The organism is Jiangella endophytica, from assembly GCF_003427025.1.
Taxonomy (GTDB): domain Bacteria; phylum Actinomycetota; class Actinomycetes; order Jiangellales; family Jiangellaceae; genus Jiangella; species Jiangella endophytica.
On record NZ_QVAI01000003.1, the window covers coordinates 193,388 to 209,104 of the forward strand.

General features: G+C 73.4%; 19 protein-coding genes. 10 read left to right on the plus strand and 9 right to left on the minus strand.

Going from position 1 to position 15,717, the window contains the following annotated elements:
* Positions 1–57: 57 nt before the first annotated feature.
* From dapB to ggt, 3 genes are all read left to right on the plus strand, one after another.
* Complete coding sequence (dapB, locus tag DZA62_RS07865) at positions 58–798, plus strand: 4-hydroxy-tetrahydrodipicolinate reductase (protein WP_116948320.1); 741 nt, start codon at positions 58–60, stop codon at positions 796–798.
* Entirely contained in the window at positions 795–1,241 is a 447-nt protein-coding gene (locus tag DZA62_RS07870) for a hypothetical protein (RefSeq protein WP_232827304.1), read from the plus strand. The genes dapB and DZA62_RS07870 overlap by 4 nt, the downstream gene beginning before the upstream one ends.
* Positions 1,242–2,052: 811 nt before the next feature.
* Entirely contained in the window at positions 2,053–3,906 is a 1,854-nt protein-coding gene (gene ggt, locus DZA62_RS07875; RefSeq protein ID WP_116948321.1) for a gamma-glutamyltransferase, read from the plus strand.
* Between the two features lie 587 nt (positions 3,907–4,493).
* Here the strand turns inward: ggt and DZA62_RS07880 are convergent.
* Genes DZA62_RS07880 through DZA62_RS07890 form a run of 3 tightly spaced genes read right to left on the minus strand, consistent with a single transcriptional unit; the run spans position 4,494 to position 5,835 of the window.
* Positions 4,494–4,817, minus strand: a complete 324-nt coding sequence (locus tag DZA62_RS07880) for an NIPSNAP family protein (RefSeq protein ID WP_116948322.1) — start codon at positions 4,815–4,817, stop codon at positions 4,494–4,496.
* Positions 4,818–4,840: 23 nt separating this feature from the next.
* Positions 4,841–5,152, minus strand: coding sequence for an AzlD domain-containing protein (locus DZA62_RS07885; protein ID WP_116948323.1), 312 nt, complete (start codon positions 5,150–5,152; stop codon positions 4,841–4,843).
* Entirely contained in the window at positions 5,149–5,835 is a 687-nt protein-coding gene (locus DZA62_RS07890) for an AzlC family ABC transporter permease (protein WP_116948324.1), read from the minus strand. Before DZA62_RS07890 ends, DZA62_RS07885 begins: the two co-directional genes overlap by 4 nt.
* A 75-nt stretch (positions 5,836–5,910) precedes the next feature.
* Here DZA62_RS07890 and DZA62_RS07895 point away from each other — a divergent pair, with 75 nt between their 5' ends.
* Positions 5,911–6,498, plus strand: coding sequence for an ASCH domain-containing protein (locus tag DZA62_RS07895; protein ID WP_198663525.1), 588 nt, complete (start codon positions 5,911–5,913; stop codon positions 6,496–6,498).
* Positions 6,499–6,578: 80 nt separating this feature from the next.
* On the opposite strand, the gene DZA62_RS07900 is transcribed toward DZA62_RS07895, so the two are convergent.
* The 4 genes from DZA62_RS07900 to DZA62_RS35570 are packed head-to-tail and all read right to left on the minus strand — an operon-like array spanning position 6,579 to position 9,234.
* Positions 6,579–7,214 (minus strand): DUF2461 domain-containing protein, encoded by a 636-nt coding sequence (locus DZA62_RS07900; protein ID WP_116948326.1) that lies wholly within the window; start codon positions 7,212–7,214, stop codon positions 6,579–6,581.
* Entirely contained in the window at positions 7,211–7,780 is a 570-nt protein-coding gene (locus DZA62_RS07905; RefSeq protein WP_116948327.1) for a GNAT family N-acetyltransferase, read from the minus strand. Before DZA62_RS07905 ends, DZA62_RS07900 begins: the two co-directional genes overlap by 4 nt.
* Before the next feature lie 21 nt (positions 7,781–7,801).
* A complete protein-coding gene (locus tag DZA62_RS07910; protein ID WP_198663526.1) occupies positions 7,802–8,986 on the minus strand; it encodes a nitric oxide synthase oxygenase in 1,185 nt (394 codons plus the stop codon).
* The gene (locus DZA62_RS35570; protein WP_157987540.1) at positions 8,983–9,234 is read right to left on the minus strand and encodes a hypothetical protein; all 252 of its coding nucleotides are present in this window, start codon (positions 9,232–9,234) and stop codon (positions 8,983–8,985) included. The genes DZA62_RS07910 and DZA62_RS35570 overlap by 4 nt, the downstream gene beginning before the upstream one ends.
* A 138-nt stretch (positions 9,235–9,372) precedes the next feature.
* Here DZA62_RS35570 and DZA62_RS07915 point away from each other — a divergent pair, with 138 nt between their 5' ends.
* The 6 genes from DZA62_RS07915 (at position 9,373) to paaE (ending at position 14,083) form a co-directional block, all read left to right on the plus strand.
* Positions 9,373–10,449, plus strand: coding sequence for a hypothetical protein (locus DZA62_RS07915; protein ID WP_198663527.1), 1,077 nt, complete (start codon positions 9,373–9,375; stop codon positions 10,447–10,449).
* 71 nt (positions 10,450–10,520) lie between these two features.
* A complete protein-coding gene (gene paaA, locus DZA62_RS07920; RefSeq protein WP_116948328.1) occupies positions 10,521–11,483 on the plus strand; it encodes a 1,2-phenylacetyl-CoA epoxidase subunit PaaA in 963 nt (320 codons plus the stop codon).
* On the plus strand, positions 11,480–11,767 hold the full coding sequence (gene paaB / locus DZA62_RS07925) for a 1,2-phenylacetyl-CoA epoxidase subunit PaaB (RefSeq protein ID WP_116948329.1): 288 nt from the start codon (positions 11,480–11,482) through the stop codon (positions 11,765–11,767). The genes paaA and paaB overlap by 4 nt, the downstream gene beginning before the upstream one ends.
* Positions 11,764–12,507: a 1,2-phenylacetyl-CoA epoxidase subunit PaaC gene (gene paaC / locus DZA62_RS07930; protein WP_116948330.1), complete on the plus strand. Its 744-nt coding sequence runs from the start codon at positions 11,764–11,766 to the stop codon at positions 12,505–12,507. Before paaB ends, paaC begins: the two co-directional genes overlap by 4 nt.
* Complete coding sequence (gene paaD / locus DZA62_RS07935; protein ID WP_116948331.1) at positions 12,504–12,980, plus strand: 1,2-phenylacetyl-CoA epoxidase subunit PaaD; 477 nt, start codon at positions 12,504–12,506, stop codon at positions 12,978–12,980. The genes paaC and paaD overlap by 4 nt, the downstream gene beginning before the upstream one ends.
* A complete protein-coding gene (paaE, locus tag DZA62_RS07940) occupies positions 12,977–14,083 on the plus strand; it encodes a 1,2-phenylacetyl-CoA epoxidase subunit PaaE (protein ID WP_116948332.1) in 1,107 nt (368 codons plus the stop codon). The genes paaD and paaE overlap by 4 nt, the downstream gene beginning before the upstream one ends.
* Here the strand turns inward: paaE and DZA62_RS07945 are convergent.
* A complete protein-coding gene (locus tag DZA62_RS07945) occupies positions 14,071–14,739 on the minus strand; it encodes a response regulator (protein WP_116948333.1) in 669 nt (222 codons plus the stop codon). The two genes, paaE and DZA62_RS07945, sit on opposite strands and share 13 nt — an antisense overlap.
* Entirely contained in the window at positions 14,736–15,620 is an 885-nt protein-coding gene (locus tag DZA62_RS07950) for a sensor histidine kinase (RefSeq protein ID WP_116948334.1), read from the minus strand. The genes DZA62_RS07945 and DZA62_RS07950 overlap by 4 nt, the downstream gene beginning before the upstream one ends.
* Positions 15,621–15,717 lie beyond the last annotated feature (97 nt).

Below are 15,717 nucleotides of genomic sequence, written 5' to 3' on the forward strand. Positions count from 1 at the left end.
GACGATGACAGCCGACCAGGGCGGGAGACGATCACTGGAGTACGAGAGACTGTGCCCATGACGTTACGGGTGGCGGTGATCGGTGCGGCCGGTCGGATGGGTCAGCAGGTGGTCGAGGCGGTCGAACGCGCCGACGGCCTCGTGCTGGCCGGGCGGTTCGATGCGGGCGACGACCTGGGCGACCTCGGCGGCGCCGACGTCGCGGTGGAGTTCACCGTTCCGGGCGCCACGCTCGCCAACGTGCTGCATTGCGTCGATCAGGGTGTGCATGTCGTCGTCGGCACCACCGGCTGGACCGACGAGTCGCTGAGCCAGGTCCGTGCGGCGCTGGCCGTCCAACCGAAGGTCGGTGTGCTCATCGCGCCGAACTTCGCCATCGGCGCAGTCCTGACGATGCGGTTCGCCGCACAGGCGGCCCGGTTCTACGAATCGGTCGAGGTGATCGAGCTGCATCACCCGGACAAGGTCGACGCGCCCAGTGGGACGGCGGTCCGGACCGCCGAGTTGATCGCCGAGGCTCGCCGCGCCGCGGACGTCCCGCCGGCGCCGGATGCCACGGCCAGCGCGCTCGACGGTGCTCGTGGTGCTCAGGTCGACGGCGTGCCGGTGCATGCGGTCCGGCTGCGTGGTCTCGTGGCGCACGAGGAGGTCCTGTTCGGATCGCCCGGCGAGACGCTGACCATCCGGCACGACTCCTTCGACCGCGCGTCGTTCATGCCGGGCGTGCTCGCCGGCGTGCGCGGCGTGGTCGACCGGCCCGGGCTGACGGTCGGGCTCGAGGAGATCCTCGACCTGTGAGAGGCGAACGGCGCGACCGCATCTGGGCCGCGGGCATGGCGGTCCTCGTCGGCGCACTTCTTGTGCTGGTGGTGTGGCGCGGAGTGCTGCTGCTCGGGTCCGGGACGGCGGCGGGTGTGGGCATCGGACTGGCGGTCGTGGTGATCGCGGTGGTCGGCGCGTGGGTGTTGTGGCGGTCGGTGCGGTTCGGGCTACGCATGCAGACGCTGGCACGCGAGCTCGAGAGCGAGGGCGGCCTGCCGGTCGACGACCTCCCGCGCCGGCCGAGCGGGCGAGCCGACCGAGCAGCGGCGGACGAGCTGTTCGAGCGGCGGCGCACCGAGGCCGAGGCGGACCCGGAGGACTGGCGCGTCTGGTTCCGGCTGGCGCTCGCCTACGACGACGCCGGCGACCGGTCGCGCGCTCGCGAGGCCGCCCGGCGTGCGGTCGCTCTGCACGGCTGACCACGGCTGCGAGTCCCGTTCACCGACTCGGCACGGCCGCGTCGACGGCCGCGCTCGACGGGTGACGTGATCGGCACGATTCCGGGTGCTTGCATCGTGCTGGTCCGTGGCTCGGCTGTTCGTGCTGGTATCGCTGACGGCGCAGGCACGGGGCGTCGGCGTTGTCCGGGTGCGGGTGCGGGTGCGCGTGCGAGTTCGGGTTCGGGGCGTCGGCGTTGTGCGGGTGCGGGGTCGGCGTTGTCAGGGTGCGGGGCGTCCTCGTCCGAGCGTGGGCCCTGGCGTCACGGGCATCGCTCGGGCAGGTTCGCGGGACCGGGGGCGCTGCGCGGACCGTGTGCGCGTCGCCGTGCTGCGTCGGCTGAGCGAGCGGGCGGGTGGGACGGTTTCGGGGGTCACCGGGTCCGCGGCGTGTGTGCGAGCAGGGCCGGGCAGGTACGCGGCGGCGTCGAGGGCACGTGTGAGGGCGCCGTGCGTGCGGCGCGGGCCGGTACAGGGCGTCGAGGGCACGTGTGAGGGCGCCATGCGTGCGTTGAGGGCCGGTACGCGGCGTTGAAGGGACGCGGGCGGGTGCGCGGGGTCCAAGCGCGGGCGGGGTGCCGTGCATGCGGCGGGGGCGGTTCACGGCGCCGAGGGGCGGGGTCGGTGCGCAGTACGGTCGCGCGTCGCGGGACGTCCGCGCGCCGGGTAGTGACCTCGGTGGTCCGGAGCGATGTGACCGGCGGAGCGACCGTTGGTGACGAACCCCTTCTCACGGTGATCGAAACCCGGCAAGGTAGTGCCGCACGGGGGTGAGAGCCGAGAGAGCTGGGTGATGGGTGTGCAGCGGAGTAGGCGGACAGCAGCCGTGGTCGCGGCCGGGGCGATCGCCGTGGCAGGAGCCGGGTTACTGGCGCCGGCACAGGCGGCCGAGTCCGATCGGACCGGGCCGGCCGAGCGACGGCACGCCTCACCGCCACCCAAGCAGCCCACCGCGACGGGTTATGGCGGTGCGGTCGCGACCGTCGACGCCGACGCGACGGCGGCGGGACTGGCGGTGCTGCGCCGGGGCGGGACGGCGGTCGACGCGGCGGTGGCGGCGGCAGCGGCGCTGGGTGTCAGCGAGCCGTTCTCCGCGGGCATCGGCGGCGGAGGGTTCTTCGTCTACTACGACGCCAGGTCCGGCGAGGTCAGCACACTCGACGGGCGCGAGAGCGCACCGGCGACGGCGACGGAGCAGCGGTTCGTCGACCCCGCCACGGGAACGCCGCTCGCCTTCGCCGACGCCCGCGTGAGCGGGCTGTCGGTCGGGACGCCGGGCACACTCGCCACGTGGGCCGAGGCGCTGGAGCGCTGGGGCCGGTTCGGCCTCGCCCGCAACCTGCGCCCCGCCATCGACCTGGCCGAGGACGGCTTCGTGGTCGACGAGACGTTCCGGTCGCAGGTCGAGGCCAACGCCGCGATCTTCGCCGACTTCCCGGCGACGGCCGAGCTCTACCTCCCCGGCGGCGTGCCACCCGCTGTCGGCACCGTCCTGCCGAACCATGATCTCGCCGACACCTACCGGCAGATCGCCCGCCACGGCATCGACGTGTTCTACGAAGGGCCGATCGCCGACGACATCGCCGCCACGGTGCAGGACCCGCCGGTCCGCGACGGCGCCACGCGCAACGTCCGGCCCGGAGACCTCACGACCGACGACCTGGCCCGCTACGAGGTCATCGAGCGCGACCCCACCCTGGTCGAGTACCGAGGCCGGCAGGTGTACGGCATGCCGCCGCCGTCGTCGGGCGGCTCGACCGTCGGCGAGGCGCTGAACATCCTCGAGAACTACGACCTCGGCGCCATGGACGAGGCGCAGGCGCTGCACCACTACCTCGAGGCGACGGCGCTCGCGTTCGCCGACCGCAACCGCTACGTCGGCGACCCCGACGTCATCGACGTGCCGCTGGACGAGTTGCTGTCGCAGGAGTTCGCCGACGAGCGCACCTGCCTGCTCGACCCCGGCGCCGCCGCGCCGAAGCCGGTCGCGCCGGGCGTGCCGGACGGCGACTACGGCGACGGCTGCACCACCGCGCCCGACCCTGCCGCCGTCCCCGACGAGGGGTCCACCACGCACCTGACCACGGCCGACCGCTGGGGCAACGTCGTCGCGTACACGCTGACGATCGAGCAGACCGGCGGCAGCGGCATCACCGTTCCCGGCCGCGGTTTCCTGCTCAACAACGAGCTCACCGACTTCAACTTCACCCCCACCCAGGGCAGCGCGCCCGACCCGAACCTGCCCGGCCCGGACAAGCGGCCGCGCTCCTCGATGGCGCCGACCATCGTGCTCGACGAGGACGGCGACCCGCTGCTGGCGGTCGGCAGCCCCGGTGGCGCGACCATCATCGGCACGGTGCTGCAGACCCTGGTCAACCGCATCGACCTCGGCATGGACCTGCCCGAGGCGGTCGCCGCGCCGCGACTGTTCCAGCCGAACGGGGTCAACACGTCGACGGAGGGCGCGATCGCCTCCGGGCCGCTCGGTGCCCTCCTACGTGACGAGTACGGACACTCGCTCGCGACGACGGCGGAGATCGGCGCGGCCACCGGCATCGAGTTCCTGGGACGGCATCGGCTGCAGGCGGTCGCGGAACCGGTCCGCCGCGGCGGCGGCAGCGCGGGAGTGGTTCTTCCCCGGCCGTAGCGGGTGTCCGACGGCGAGCTGTAGTTCCCCGTGGGTGGTGAACGCGGGCGGCGCGGTGAGGCTGCGAGGCGCGAGTCGTGTGGTTGTGCGTCGCGGGCGGTACCGTGCGGCGCGAGGGCGGGGTCGTGGTGCGGTGCGGCAAGGCGGACGAGGAGTCGACGCGGTGCCATCGAGCGACCTCGATGACAACGCTGGTCTCGCCGACGGCGTCAGATCATGCGGTCGGCTGCGCGCATCCGCTCGACGTCTGGACTTTGGTCCGGGTCCGCGCCGCCGAGGATCCGTGGGACACCCACTGGACGAGTGCGCCCGATCGTCGGTGGTGGGGCTGCGGTGTGCCCGGGGATCGCGGACCACACCAGGCGTTCTCCCGCTCCACCAGGCAGGCATGCCACGTGATGCGCCAGAACGCCTGATGATGGCCCGTGTCCGCGACGACTGCTCAAGAGAACGGGCGAGCGGAGGACCGCCGACGTGCGGCCGGTGGTGACCGCCGGCTCGACCTGCGCGGCCGGTCCGCCCTCGGGCGCGGCCTCGAACGGTGAACCCGGGCCCGACGACCTACCGGCGGACCGGAGCGGAGAACCTCATGCGGACTCACTCGCCCCGGGGAGCAGCGGGCGCATGAACGTCCGCTCGTACCGGACGACGCACCCGGTCTCGTCGCGGATGGCATCGGCCGCGACGAAGTCCGGGTGCACGCCGAAGAGCGTCCGATACGCCTCGTAGGCGGCCAGGCTCGGAAAGCTGAACAGCGCGAGAGCCTGGTCGCTGGCGCCCTCACCGGGCAGGAAGTAGCCGTGGTGGGTCCCGCCGTGCTCGTTCACCAGCTCCATCCAACGGCGCGCGAACCGCTCGAAGTCGGCGATCTTGCGCGGGTCGACGGTGTAGGTGACGACGCACGTGATCACGCGCCGACACTAGCGGGCGGTGGTCAGGTGAGCGCGCGCAGGAGCGCCGTCGTTGCGGCGGCGACGATGATCACCACGAGGAACGACTGCCGCAGCAGCAGGGCGACGACCCCGGCGGCGACGCCGGCGAGCAGGCGCAGGTCGAGGCCGAGCGCACCGGCGTCGTCGAACAGCTCGACGGCGACGAGGCCGGCCAGCATCGCGACCGGCAGCATCGCCGCCACCCGCTGGACGTCGTCGCGCTCGAGGACCGACGGCGGCAACGAGACGCCGGCGAGCTTGAGCAGGTAGCAGCCGACGGAGGCGACGACGACAGCGACCCAGATGTCCGTCATCGCGTCGCCTCCCGCCGCGGCAGCAGACCGGCGACGACGGCGATGGGAGCCGTCGCCAGCACGGGCACCCCGGCCGGCACCAGCGGGATCAGCACCGTCGCCACCAGAGCGCCACCGGCCGCCACCCAGCGGCCCTCCGCCGTCCGCAGCCGCGGCCACAGCAGCGCCAGGAACGCCGCCGGGATCATCGCGTCGAGCCCGAGCGTCGCCGGGTCGCCGATCGCCGACCCGCCCACCGCCCCGGCCAGCGTCCCCGCGTTCCACAGCAGGAACAGCAGCACACCGGTGACCCAGAAGGCGTACCGCTGCGCGGGCCGCTCGTCGTGCCCGACCGCCATGGCCGTCGTCTCGTCGATGACCAGCTGGGCGGTCACCAGCCGGCGCGGCCCGGCCAGCGAGCGCCGGCCGAGGATGCGGGTCAGTGGCACTCCGTAGAACGCGTTGCGGACGCCCAGCAGCAGCGCCGTCGGGACGGCCGCCAGCCCGGCGCCGCCGCTGCCGATGACGCCGACCAGCGCGAACTGCGACGCGCCGCTGAACATCACCAGGCTCAGCACCATGGTCTGCCACACGCTGAGGCCGGACGCGACGGACACGGCGCCGAAGGACGCACCGAACGCGGCGGCGTACGCGGCGATGCCGGCGGCGTCGCGCCGGATCGCCGGCCGCGAATCGTCACTCATGCGGCCAGACAGTACTGAACGGCGCAGACAGTGATGAGCCCGATTCCGCATCGCGATACCGCTACGCTGATGCGCGTGCTGTTCCAGAAGCGCTTCTGGGCGGGCATCGCCGACGGCACGGTGACGCTGGCGTTCCGGCGCTGGGCCCGTCAACAGGTGCTGCCCGGCCGCCCGTACCGTACCCCGGCGGGCCGCATCGAGGTCACCGCGGTCGACGTCGTCGACCCCGCCGCCATCAGCGACGACGATGCGCGCGCCGCGGGTCATCCGGACGCCGCCAGCCTGCTGGCCGACCTCCCCGGCGACCCGGCGAACCCGACGTACCGCATCGAGTTCCGCCCTGCGGCCGACCCCGACCCGCGTGCCGAACTGGCCGCGGGCGGCGACCTGGAGCCGGCCGAGATCGCGGAGATCACCAAGCGGCTCGACCGCCTCGACCGCGCTTCGTCCTACGGGGCGTGGACCCGCGAGACGCTCCGGTTGATCGAGCAGCACCCCGAGCGCCGGGCCGGCGACCTCGCCGACATGGTCGGCCGCGAGCGGGCGCCGTTCAAGCTCGACGTGCGCAAGCTGAAGAACCTCGGGCTGACGCAGAGCTTCCCGATCGGCTACCGCATCTCGCCCCGCGGCCGGGCGTTCCTCGACGCCACGACCGGCGGCTGACGCGCGACGCGGCCGCGGGCCCGCAAGCGGCGCGCGCCCGCGAGCGGTCCGCGCCGGCGAGCGGACCCCGACGACCGGCGTCAGCGGCGCGGCTGGTCCGACGGCCCGACGTGGTCGTCGAGCCACCGCTTCAACGGCGCCAGCTCTCGCCACGCCGTCGCGATGTGCGTCGCCGCCGCCGGGGTGTGCAGCCAGTCGGGCGCGCCGACGTCGATCCAGCCGACCAGCGCCTTCTGCCGCAGCAGCTCGATGCGGGGGTGGTCGGCGTCGTAGCCGCGAGGTCGCGTCTTCAACGCGTCGCCGCCGACCACGTACCCGGCGTCGCGCACCGCCTCGACGATCTCGGCCAGCGGCTCGCCGCGCCGGGAGTCGTCGACGGCGACGCGGTAGCGGGCGATCTGGTCCGGCGCCATCTGGTAGTAGCCGACGGCGACGAACAGGCCGGGCGCGCCGACGTGCACGTAGTGGCCGCCGACGACCACGCCCTGGTGGGTTTTGTACGGGCTCTTGTCGGCGGCGAACCGGACGTCGCGGTACGGCCGGAAGAACCGGATCGGGCCGAACTCGGGGGAGAGCTCCTCGGCGAGCGCGCGCATCGGGTCGCGGACGGAGTTCTCGTAGACCTGCTTGTGCGCGGTCCAGAACGACTTGCTGTTGTCGTTCTCGAGGTCCTCGTAGAAATCCAGGGCCTCGACCGGGATGCCGGCGAACGTCACGACCCCGTCTCCGTCTCCGGAACGAGAGAGGTGTGCAGCCGCACCTGCCGCAGCGTGGCCGAGCCGTCGCCGGTCAGGTCGAGCGTGCGGTGCGCGGTGTCAGGCGCCCAGCCGGCCGGTTCGAGGAACCCGCGCATGACGTCGTCGCCGACGACAAGCCACATGCGGGCACGGGTGAAGCCGTCGGCGCGCAGGGTGTCGGCGACGGCGGCCAGCAGCCGGGAGCCGTGCCCCTCGCGGAGCTCGGCGGGGTCGACGTGGAACGCGACCACCTCGCCGTCGCCGGGCTGGGTGTCGGGGTCCTCGGACGGAGCGGTGGCGGCGAACCCGACCACCCGGCCGGCGTCGAGCGCGACCAGCACCCGGTGCCGGGCCGACGGCGGACGGGTGACGGCCTCGCGCCAGGCGGCCGCGAACGACGTGGCGTCGACGTCGGCGAGCAACGCCGGCGGCAACAGGGAGGCGTAGGACGCCGTCCACGCCCGGGCCTGCACGGCACCGATGGCGTCGGTGTCGGCGGCCCAGGCGAGGCGGACGGAACGATCGGCGACGGGCTGCTCGGACACCCGCCCTACGATACGACGCGGCTAGGCACCGGTCCGCGCGTGGTAGGGGCACTCGGCGGGAACGTCGTCGCCCTGCGGCGGGGTCCAGCCGGGACTGGGCAGGAAACCGGGCAGCACCGTGGAGTCGTCGTAGTAGCGGTGGTAGGCCGGTGACGTGGTGCTGGACAGCGGCGGGACGACCCACGACCACTCGGCGTGCGCGGTGCGTCCGGCCCGCTCCTCCTTCTCGACGAACCGCATGAACATCTCCGACTCGTGGTGGTGGTCGGCGATCTTCACGCCCATGGCGTCGAATGAGTGCAGCACCGCGCGGTTGATCTCGACGAGGACGCGGTCCTTCCACAGCGACCGGTTGTCGTCGACGTCGAGGCCGAGCAGCCGGCCCACCTGCGTCATGCGGTCGTACCGGTCGGCGTCGACGAGGTTGCGCGAGCCGATCTCCGTCCCCATGTACCAGCCGTTGAACGGCGCCGTGGGGTAGGTGATGCCGCCGATGCGCAGCGGCATCGACGAGATCGCGGGCACCGCGTGCCACTTGAGGTCCAGTTCGGCGAACCAGGGGAACTCGGGGTGCGAGAGAGGTACCTCGAGGACGGCGTCGCCGGGGATGTCGAACAGTCGGACGCCGTCCTCGGGGGTCTCGACGGCCAGCGGCAGCACGTCGAAGTCGGTGCCCTTGCCGGACCAGCCCAGGCCCTCGACCCAGCGGGTGAACTCCGCCTGGGCGGGATCGCCGATGACGGAGTCCATGCCCTGATAGCCGGCGTACCGGATCAGCTGGCTGTTGTGCAGCCGCGGCGCGGGCCGGCCGGGCTGGTCGGGCGCGAACAGCGTGAGAACCGGCCGGAGGCGTCCGTCGTTCGTGGCGACGCGCAGGTGTTCGACGCACTCGGCGGCGACCCCCTCGGCCGTGCGGACGGACCGGCGGTCGCGGACGATCAGGCTGCGCCAGTAGAGCCGGCCGATGCAGCGGTTGGCGTTGCGCCAGGCCAGCCGCGCACCGAACTCCAGTTCCTCGGTGGTGTGGCTGAACATGCCGCGCCGGCCGAACTCGACCAGCGCCTCGCTGAACCGCTCCTCGGGGTCGGGAGCGTGGAGGTTCTCAGCCGCGTGCTGCCGGAAGAACGCTTCGGCTTCGCTGAGATCGACGGAGTGGATCGGAACGTCTGGAAGGCCCGGATGGTGGTGCGTCCCATCGGTCGTCACAGGGTCAGCTCCTCCGCTGTCGCAGGTGGCGGGTTACCGGATTCCAGATGCGGACATTTCCGGCAAATCGCCCCGAACATGATCATCGTGCCGTGAAAATGACGCACCGTCACGAATAATCTCAGAAGGCGGACGGCGGCGTCTGGTGATCCACGGAATCCGTCCGGATCGGATGAAGTCAACCCGAACCGGGCGCTGGTCGTGAAGATCGAATCGGTGCAGGTCATGGCGTCGACATCGATGATCATCAGGCCGTGACCAGGAGTGATGTGGTGAGAAGAGTCCCACGGGTCACTCCGGTACCGAGCGTGACGGCCGTCACGCTGCGTGACGAAGCCGGAGAAAACCGCTGGACCGTCGCCCTCGCCCGCGGCTAGTCATGGGGGATGACGGAGAACGGGTCGCGAGCCGCGCTGGGCCGGGTCGTGCGACGGGTCGGCGGCGGCGACGTGCTCGAAGTGCTGGCCGGGCTGCCGGGATCGGAGCTGACCACGCTGCAGCTCGAGTTGATGCGCCGCCGCGCGGGTGCGCTGTCGCCGGCTGCGGTGCTCGAGCGGTACCGGCGCGACCGGTTCACCGCGCCGGCCGCGGTGCCGTTCGAGGCGTTGCGGCGGGTCGAGGACGTACTGCTCGACGCGCTGGCGGCGCAGCCGTCGCCGGTCGAGGTGGTGACGCTGGCTCCGCTGGCGCCGCTCGGGGCGCACTCGGTGCTCGCGACGGTCGACCAGAACAAGGTGGTCTCGACGGTCCGCGGCACCGACGTCGCCGCCGACCCGACCAACGGGCTGGCGCTCGAGGCGGCCGTCCGGCGCCAGGATCTCCAGCGCGCGGCCGCGGGTGCGGCTGCCGACCGGACGACCGCCGGGCAGGCGTCCGCCGGGCAGGCGACCGCCGGGCGGCCGAGTGGGTCGGCCGGGGTGGTGCGGCTGGCGGCCGTTCAGCGGGTCGTGCGCGCCCAACTCGTCGACGGGCCGGCGATGTTCGCCCACTTCTCCCTGTTCGCGCAGGTGACGGCCGGCCGCGACCTCGGCGGGCGCGAGTTCGAGCGAGCCGCGCTGGCGGAGCAGCTGGCGGTCATCACGCGCGCGTTGCCGCTGCTCGGCGCCGAGGCGGTGGAGGTGCGGCTGACGGTCCTCGATCCACGGCTCGAACAGGTCGCCGACGCGACTCTCGGCGCCCTCGGCCCCGACGCCGCCCCCTCCGACGCCGCCGCCCCCGATGCCGGCCCGGGCGCCGGCCCCGGCGTCGTTCCCGTCACTGGCGTCCTCGATCCGGGCCGTGCGTCCGGGCGTGGCTATTACGAGGGCCTGTGCTTCAAGGTGCTGGCCCGGCTCGGCGGCGAGCTGGTCGAGGTCGGCGACGGCGGGTTCGCCGGCTGGACCCGTGAGCTGCTCAGCAACCGGAAGGAGCGGCTGCTGATCAGCGGCCTCGGCATCGACCGGCTGGTCGCCACCCGCTCGTGACGCGTCAATGTTGTTACACCGAAGCAGCAGGAATGCTGGACAGGTGTCACATCCGGGCCTAGCCTGGAGCCATGGCGCCAACCGACCAGCGAGCCGACGAGCGAGAGGCGGCGTTCTACGCGATCGTCGACTCCGACGGGCGCATCGAGCCGCGCGACGACATGCCCGAGGCGTACCGCAGGACGCTGGTGCGCCAGATCGCGCAACACGCCCACTCCGAGATCATCGGCATGCAGCCGGAGGGCAACTGGATCAGCCGGGCGCCGAGCCTGCGCCGCAAGGCGATCCTGCTGGCCAAGGTGCAGGACGAGGCCGGCCACGGGCTCTACCTGTACGCGGCGGCCGAAACGCTCGGCGTGAGCCGCGACCAGCTGCTGGACCTGCTGCACACCCGGAAGCAGAAGTACTCGTCGATCTTCAACTACCCGACGCTGACGTGGGCCGACGTCGGCGCGATCGGCTGGCTCGTCGACGGCGCGGCCATCACGAACCAGGTGCCGCTGACCCGCTGCTCGTACGGTCCGTACGCCCGCGCGATGGTCCGCATCTGCAAGGAGGAGTCCTTCCACCAGCGGCAGGGCTTCGAAGCGCTGCTGACGCTCACCCGCGGCACTCCCGCGCAGAAGGCGATGGCCCAGGACGCGCTGGACCGCTGGTGGTACCCGAGCCTGGCCATGTTCGGCCCGCCCGACAGCGGCGAGCAGGTCTCCGGCGGCCACACCGAGCAGTCGATGCGCTGGGGCATCAAGCGCTTCAGCAACGACGAGCTGCGGCAGCGCTTCGTCGACATGACGGTGCCGCAGTCGGAGGTGCTCGGGCTGAGCATCCCCGATCCCGATCTGCGCTGGAACGAGGAGCGCGGCCACTACGACTTCACCGCGCCCGACTACGACGAGCTGTTCCGCGTCATCAAGGGCGACGGTCCCTGCAACGCACAGCGGCTCGAGCACCGCGTCACCGCGCACGCCGACGGCGCCTGGGTGCGCGAGGCCGCGGCGGCGTACGCGAGCAAGAAGAGGGAGCAGGCGGCATGACCAGCACCGAATGGCCGCTCTGGGAGGTCTTCGTCCGCGCCAGGCGCGGCCTGTCGCACATCCACGTCGGCAGCCTGCACGCGCCCGACGCCGCCATGGCGGTCCGCAACGCCCGCGACGTCTACACCCGCCGCGGCGAGGGCGTCTCGATCTGGGTCGTGCCGTCCGACCAGATCACCGCCAGCAGCCCGGACGAGAAGGACGCGTTCTTCGACCCCGCCGCCGACAAGGTCTACCGTCACCCGACCTTCTACGAGGTGCCGGCGGAGGCGAAGCACCTGTGAGGGACCGCTACGCACTGGCGCTCGGCGACGACGCCCTGGTCCTGGCGCAGCGGCTGGGGGAGTGGGTGGCCCGGGCGCCCGAGCTGGAGGAGGACGTCGCGCTGGCGAACATCGCGCTGGACCTGCTCGGCCAGGCCCGCACGCTGCTCACGTACGCCGGCGAGCTGGAGGGCGCCGGCCGCGACGAGGACGTCCTCGCGTACTGGCGCGACGACCGCGACTTCCGCAACGTCCTGCTGGTCGAGCTGCCGAACGGCGACTTCGCGGTGACGATGGCCCGCCAGCTGCTGTTCGCCGCCTACCAGTACGAGCTGTACGACCGCCTGCGCGCCAGCACCGACGACACGCTGGCCGCCGTCGCCGGGAAGGCGGTCAAGGAGGTCCACTATCACCGCGACCACGCCACCCAGTGGGTGCTGCGCCTCGGCGACGGGACGGACGAGAGCCACCGCCGCATGGCCGAGGGCCTGCGGGCCGTCTGGCCGTACGCCGACGAGCTCTTCGACGGCGACGACGTCACCGCCGCGCTGAGCGCCGAGGGCGTCGCCGTCGACCCCGCGACGCTGCGCGAGCCGTGGACCGCCTACGTCGGCGGCGTGCTGGCCGAAGCCGGCCTCGAGCCGCCCGCGGACGCGACGCCCCGCCGAGGCGGCCGCCGCGGCCTGCACACCGAGCAGCTCGGCTACCTGCTCGCTGAGATGCAGCACCTGCACCGGTCGCATCCTGGGGTGACGTGGTGAGCGGCGTGCGCGAGATCGTCGCGGCGGTCCCGGACCCGGAGCTGCCGGTGGTGACGATCGAGCAGCTCGGCATCCTGCGCGACGTCCGGGTCGGCGACGGCGGGCAGGTCACCGTCGACATCACGCCGACGTACTCCGGCTGCCCGGCGATGGACGCCATCCGCGCCGACATCGTCGCCGCGCTGGCCGGGCAGGGGATCGACACGGTCGACGTCCGTACCGTGCTCGCGCCGGCGTGGACGACCGACTGGATCACCCCCGACGGACGCACGGCCCTGGAGGAGCACGGCATCGCCCCGCCCGGGCCCGCGCCGGCCGGCGGCGCCGTCACCGCCCTCACCCTCACCGTGCGCTGCCCGCACTGCGGCTCGCCGGACACCCGCGAGCTGTCCCGGTTCGGCTCGACGGCGTGCAAGGCGCTCTGGGTCTGCCGGGCCTGCCAGGAGCCGTTCGACCACGTGAAGGCGCTATGACGACGACCACCTCGGCCCCGCGAGCCAGACGGCACTCCGTCACCCACCGGCTGCGCGTCGCCGGCGTCGAGCGGCTGACCGACGACGCCGTCGCGGTCACGTTCGCCGTGCCGGCCGAGCTGGCTGCCGACTACGACTTCGCCGCCGGCCAGCACGTCAACGTCGCCCTGCCCGGCGGCGACGGCACGCGGCGCAGCTACTCGATCTGCTCGCCGGCCGGGTCCGGAGTGCTGCGCATCGCGGTGAAGCGGATCCCCGGCGGCGTCTTCTCGTCGCACGCGCTGCAGACCCTCGCGGCCGGCGACGAGGTCGACGTCATGACGCCGGCCGGGCGGTTCACGCCGTCGTTCCGGCCGGAGCAGGCCCGGCACTACGCGCTGGTCGCGGCCGGCAGCGGCATCACGCCGGTGCTGTCGATCGTCTCGACGGCGCTGGAGACCGAACCGGGCAGCCGGGTCACGCTGCTCTACGGCAACCGGACGTCGTCGTCGGTGATGTTCCTGGACGAGCTGGCCGATCTGAAGGACCGGCACCCCGACCGCCTGCAGCTGGTGCACGTGCTGTCGCGCGAGCCCGGGTCGACGGAGCTGCTGTCGGGGCGGCTCGACGGCGAACGCCTCGGCCGGGTGCTCGACACCCTGCTGCCGCCGGACACCGTCGACGACTGGTACCTGTGCGGCCCGTACGACCTGATCACGACCGCCCGGGCCGTGCTGGCCGGCCGCGGCGTCGACCGTGCCCACGTCCACGCCGAGCTGTACCACGTCGGCGACCCGCCGCCGGCGATCCGCTCCGAGGTCACAGCGGCCCGTTCCGCCGCTGTGACCTGTGCCGTCTCCGCCTCGCTCGACGGGCGTCGCACCGAGGTGACCGTCGACGACCCGGACGAGACCGTGCTCGAGGCCGTCCTCCGCGTCCGCAACGACGCCCCGTTCGCCTGCAAGGGCGGCGTCTGCGGCACCTGCCGGGCGAAGGTGCTCGACGGCGCCGTCACGATGGAGCGCCGCTACGCCCTCGAGGACGACGAGATCGAGGCGGGCTACGTGCTGACCTGCCAGTCGCACCCCACGACGCCCACCCTCGAGGTCGACTACGACGCCTGACCCACGAGGCCGTTCTCGTAGGCGGCGATGACCAGCTGGGCGCGGTCGCGGGCGGCCAGCTTGGCCAGCAGGTGGCCGATGTGCGTCTTCACCGTCTTGATCGAGATGGTCAGCGCCGCCGCGATCTCGTCGTTCGACAGCCCGGCGGCGACCAGTGCCAGCACCTCGGTCTCGCGCTCGGTCAGCACGTCCAGCCGGGCGCCGGCCGGACCCGCGGCGGGCCGGCCGAGGTAGTGCTCGACCAGCCGGGTCAGGATGCTCGGCGCGAACAGCGACTCGCCGTCGTGGGTGCGCCGCACCGCGTCGAGCAGCTGCTCCGGCCGGGCGTCCTTGAGCAGGAAGCCGCTGGCGCCGGCCCGGAGCGCGGCGTACACGTACTCGTCCAGCTCGAACATGCTCAGTACCAGGACGCGGACGGCGGCGAGCGCGGGGTCGGCGGAGATGCGCCGGGTGGCCTCGATGCCGTCGCCGCCGGGCATGCGGATGTCCATGAGGACGACGTCCGGCCGCAGCTCGGCGGCGAGCCCGGCCGCCTCGCCGCCGGTCGCGGCCGTCCCGGCGACGGCGAGGTCCGGCGTGGCGTCGAGCAGCAGCGCCAGGCTGTGCCGCAGCAGCGGCTGGTCGTCGGCGATCAGGACGCGGACGGGCGCGGTCACGTGGCGGCTCGGGCGTCGTCCGGCAGCGCGGCGGTGACGGTGAAGCCGGCGCCGTCGGCGCCCGCCGTGAGCGTCCCGCCGAGCGCCGTCACCCGCTCCCGCAGGCCGGCCAGACCGTGCCCGGCTCCGGGCCGGGGCTCCCAGCCGGCGGCCGGGCCGTCGTCGCCGACCGTCACGACGAGCGTCGCGCCGTCGCGGCGCACGCCGACCCGCACCCGGGTGGGGCCGGCGTGCCGGGCGGCGTTGCTCAGCGCCTCGCGGACGACGGCGCACCCGGTGAGCTGTGTGCCCGGCGAGACGCCGGCCGGCCCGAGAGGGTCGAGGGACGCCTCGAGGGACGCCTCGAGGGACGCCTCGAGACCGGCGCCGCGAGCCGCCGCGACGATGCCGGGGAGGTCGGCCAGCGACTCGGCCGGCCGCAGCGCCGGCGCGGCGTCCGGGGTGCGCAGGACGGTGAGCATGCGGCGCAGTTCGGTGGTGGTCTCGCGGCTGACCGTCTCGATGTCGGACAGCGCGGACGCCTGCTCGGCCGAGCCGTCCGGGCCGGTCAACCGCGTGGCCACGGCGGCGCGGACGGTGATCAGGCCGAGCCCGTGCGAGACGAGGTCGTGCAGGTCGCCGGCGATTCGCAGCCGCTCCGCCTGCGCGGCCCGTTCGCCGGCCCACACCGCCAGCCGGTCCTCGTGGGCACGGCGCTCGCGGCGGGTGCGCCAGACCGCCCAGACCGAGACCAGCACCGCCAGCGCGACGACGGTCAGCGGCAGCACCCGTGCCGCCGGTCCCGTGGTCCCCACCACCATCAGCACGGCGACCAGCAGGAAGAGCGCCACCCACGCCGCCGGCCAGGCCCGGGAGCGCCAGGTCGGGCGGCCGGTCTCCATGCGCCGAGTCTAGGGACGCCACGGCGCCTGGGCATCGGACCAGGGTCCGAGCGACCGTGGCCCGATGACAACGCGTCCGCGCTGGGCTGACATGGGC

Excerpts from the sequence above, each read along its gene's own strand:
- dapB (WP_116948320.1), top strand. The coding sequence starts at position 58 with ATGACGTTACGGGTGGCGGTGATCGGTGCGGCCGGTCGGATGGGTCAG.
- ggt (WP_116948321.1), top strand. The coding sequence starts at position 2,053 with ATGGGTGTGCAGCGGAGTAGGCGGACAGCAGCCGTGGTCGCGGCCGGG.
- DZA62_RS07885 (WP_116948323.1), bottom strand. The coding sequence starts at position 5,152 with ATGACGGACATCTGGGTCGCTGTCGTCGTCGCCTCCGTCGGCTGCTAC.
- DZA62_RS07890 (WP_116948324.1), bottom strand. The coding sequence starts at position 5,835 with ATGAGTGACGATTCGCGGCCGGCGATCCGGCGCGACGCCGCCGGCATC.
- DZA62_RS35570 (WP_157987540.1), bottom strand. The coding sequence starts at position 9,234 with ATGATCATCGATGTCGACGCCATGACCTGCACCGATTCGATCTTCACG.
- DZA62_RS07915 (WP_198663527.1), top strand. The coding sequence starts at position 9,373 with ATGACGGAGAACGGGTCGCGAGCCGCGCTGGGCCGGGTCGTGCGACGG.
- paaA (WP_116948328.1), top strand. The coding sequence starts at position 10,521 with ATGGCGCCAACCGACCAGCGAGCCGACGAGCGAGAGGCGGCGTTCTAC.
- paaB (WP_116948329.1), top strand. The coding sequence starts at position 11,480 with ATGACCAGCACCGAATGGCCGCTCTGGGAGGTCTTCGTCCGCGCCAGG.
- paaE (WP_116948332.1), top strand. The coding sequence starts at position 12,977 with ATGACGACGACCACCTCGGCCCCGCGAGCCAGACGGCACTCCGTCACC.
- DZA62_RS07950 (WP_116948334.1), bottom strand. The coding sequence starts at position 15,620 with ATGGAGACCGGCCGCCCGACCTGGCGCTCCCGGGCCTGGCCGGCGGCG.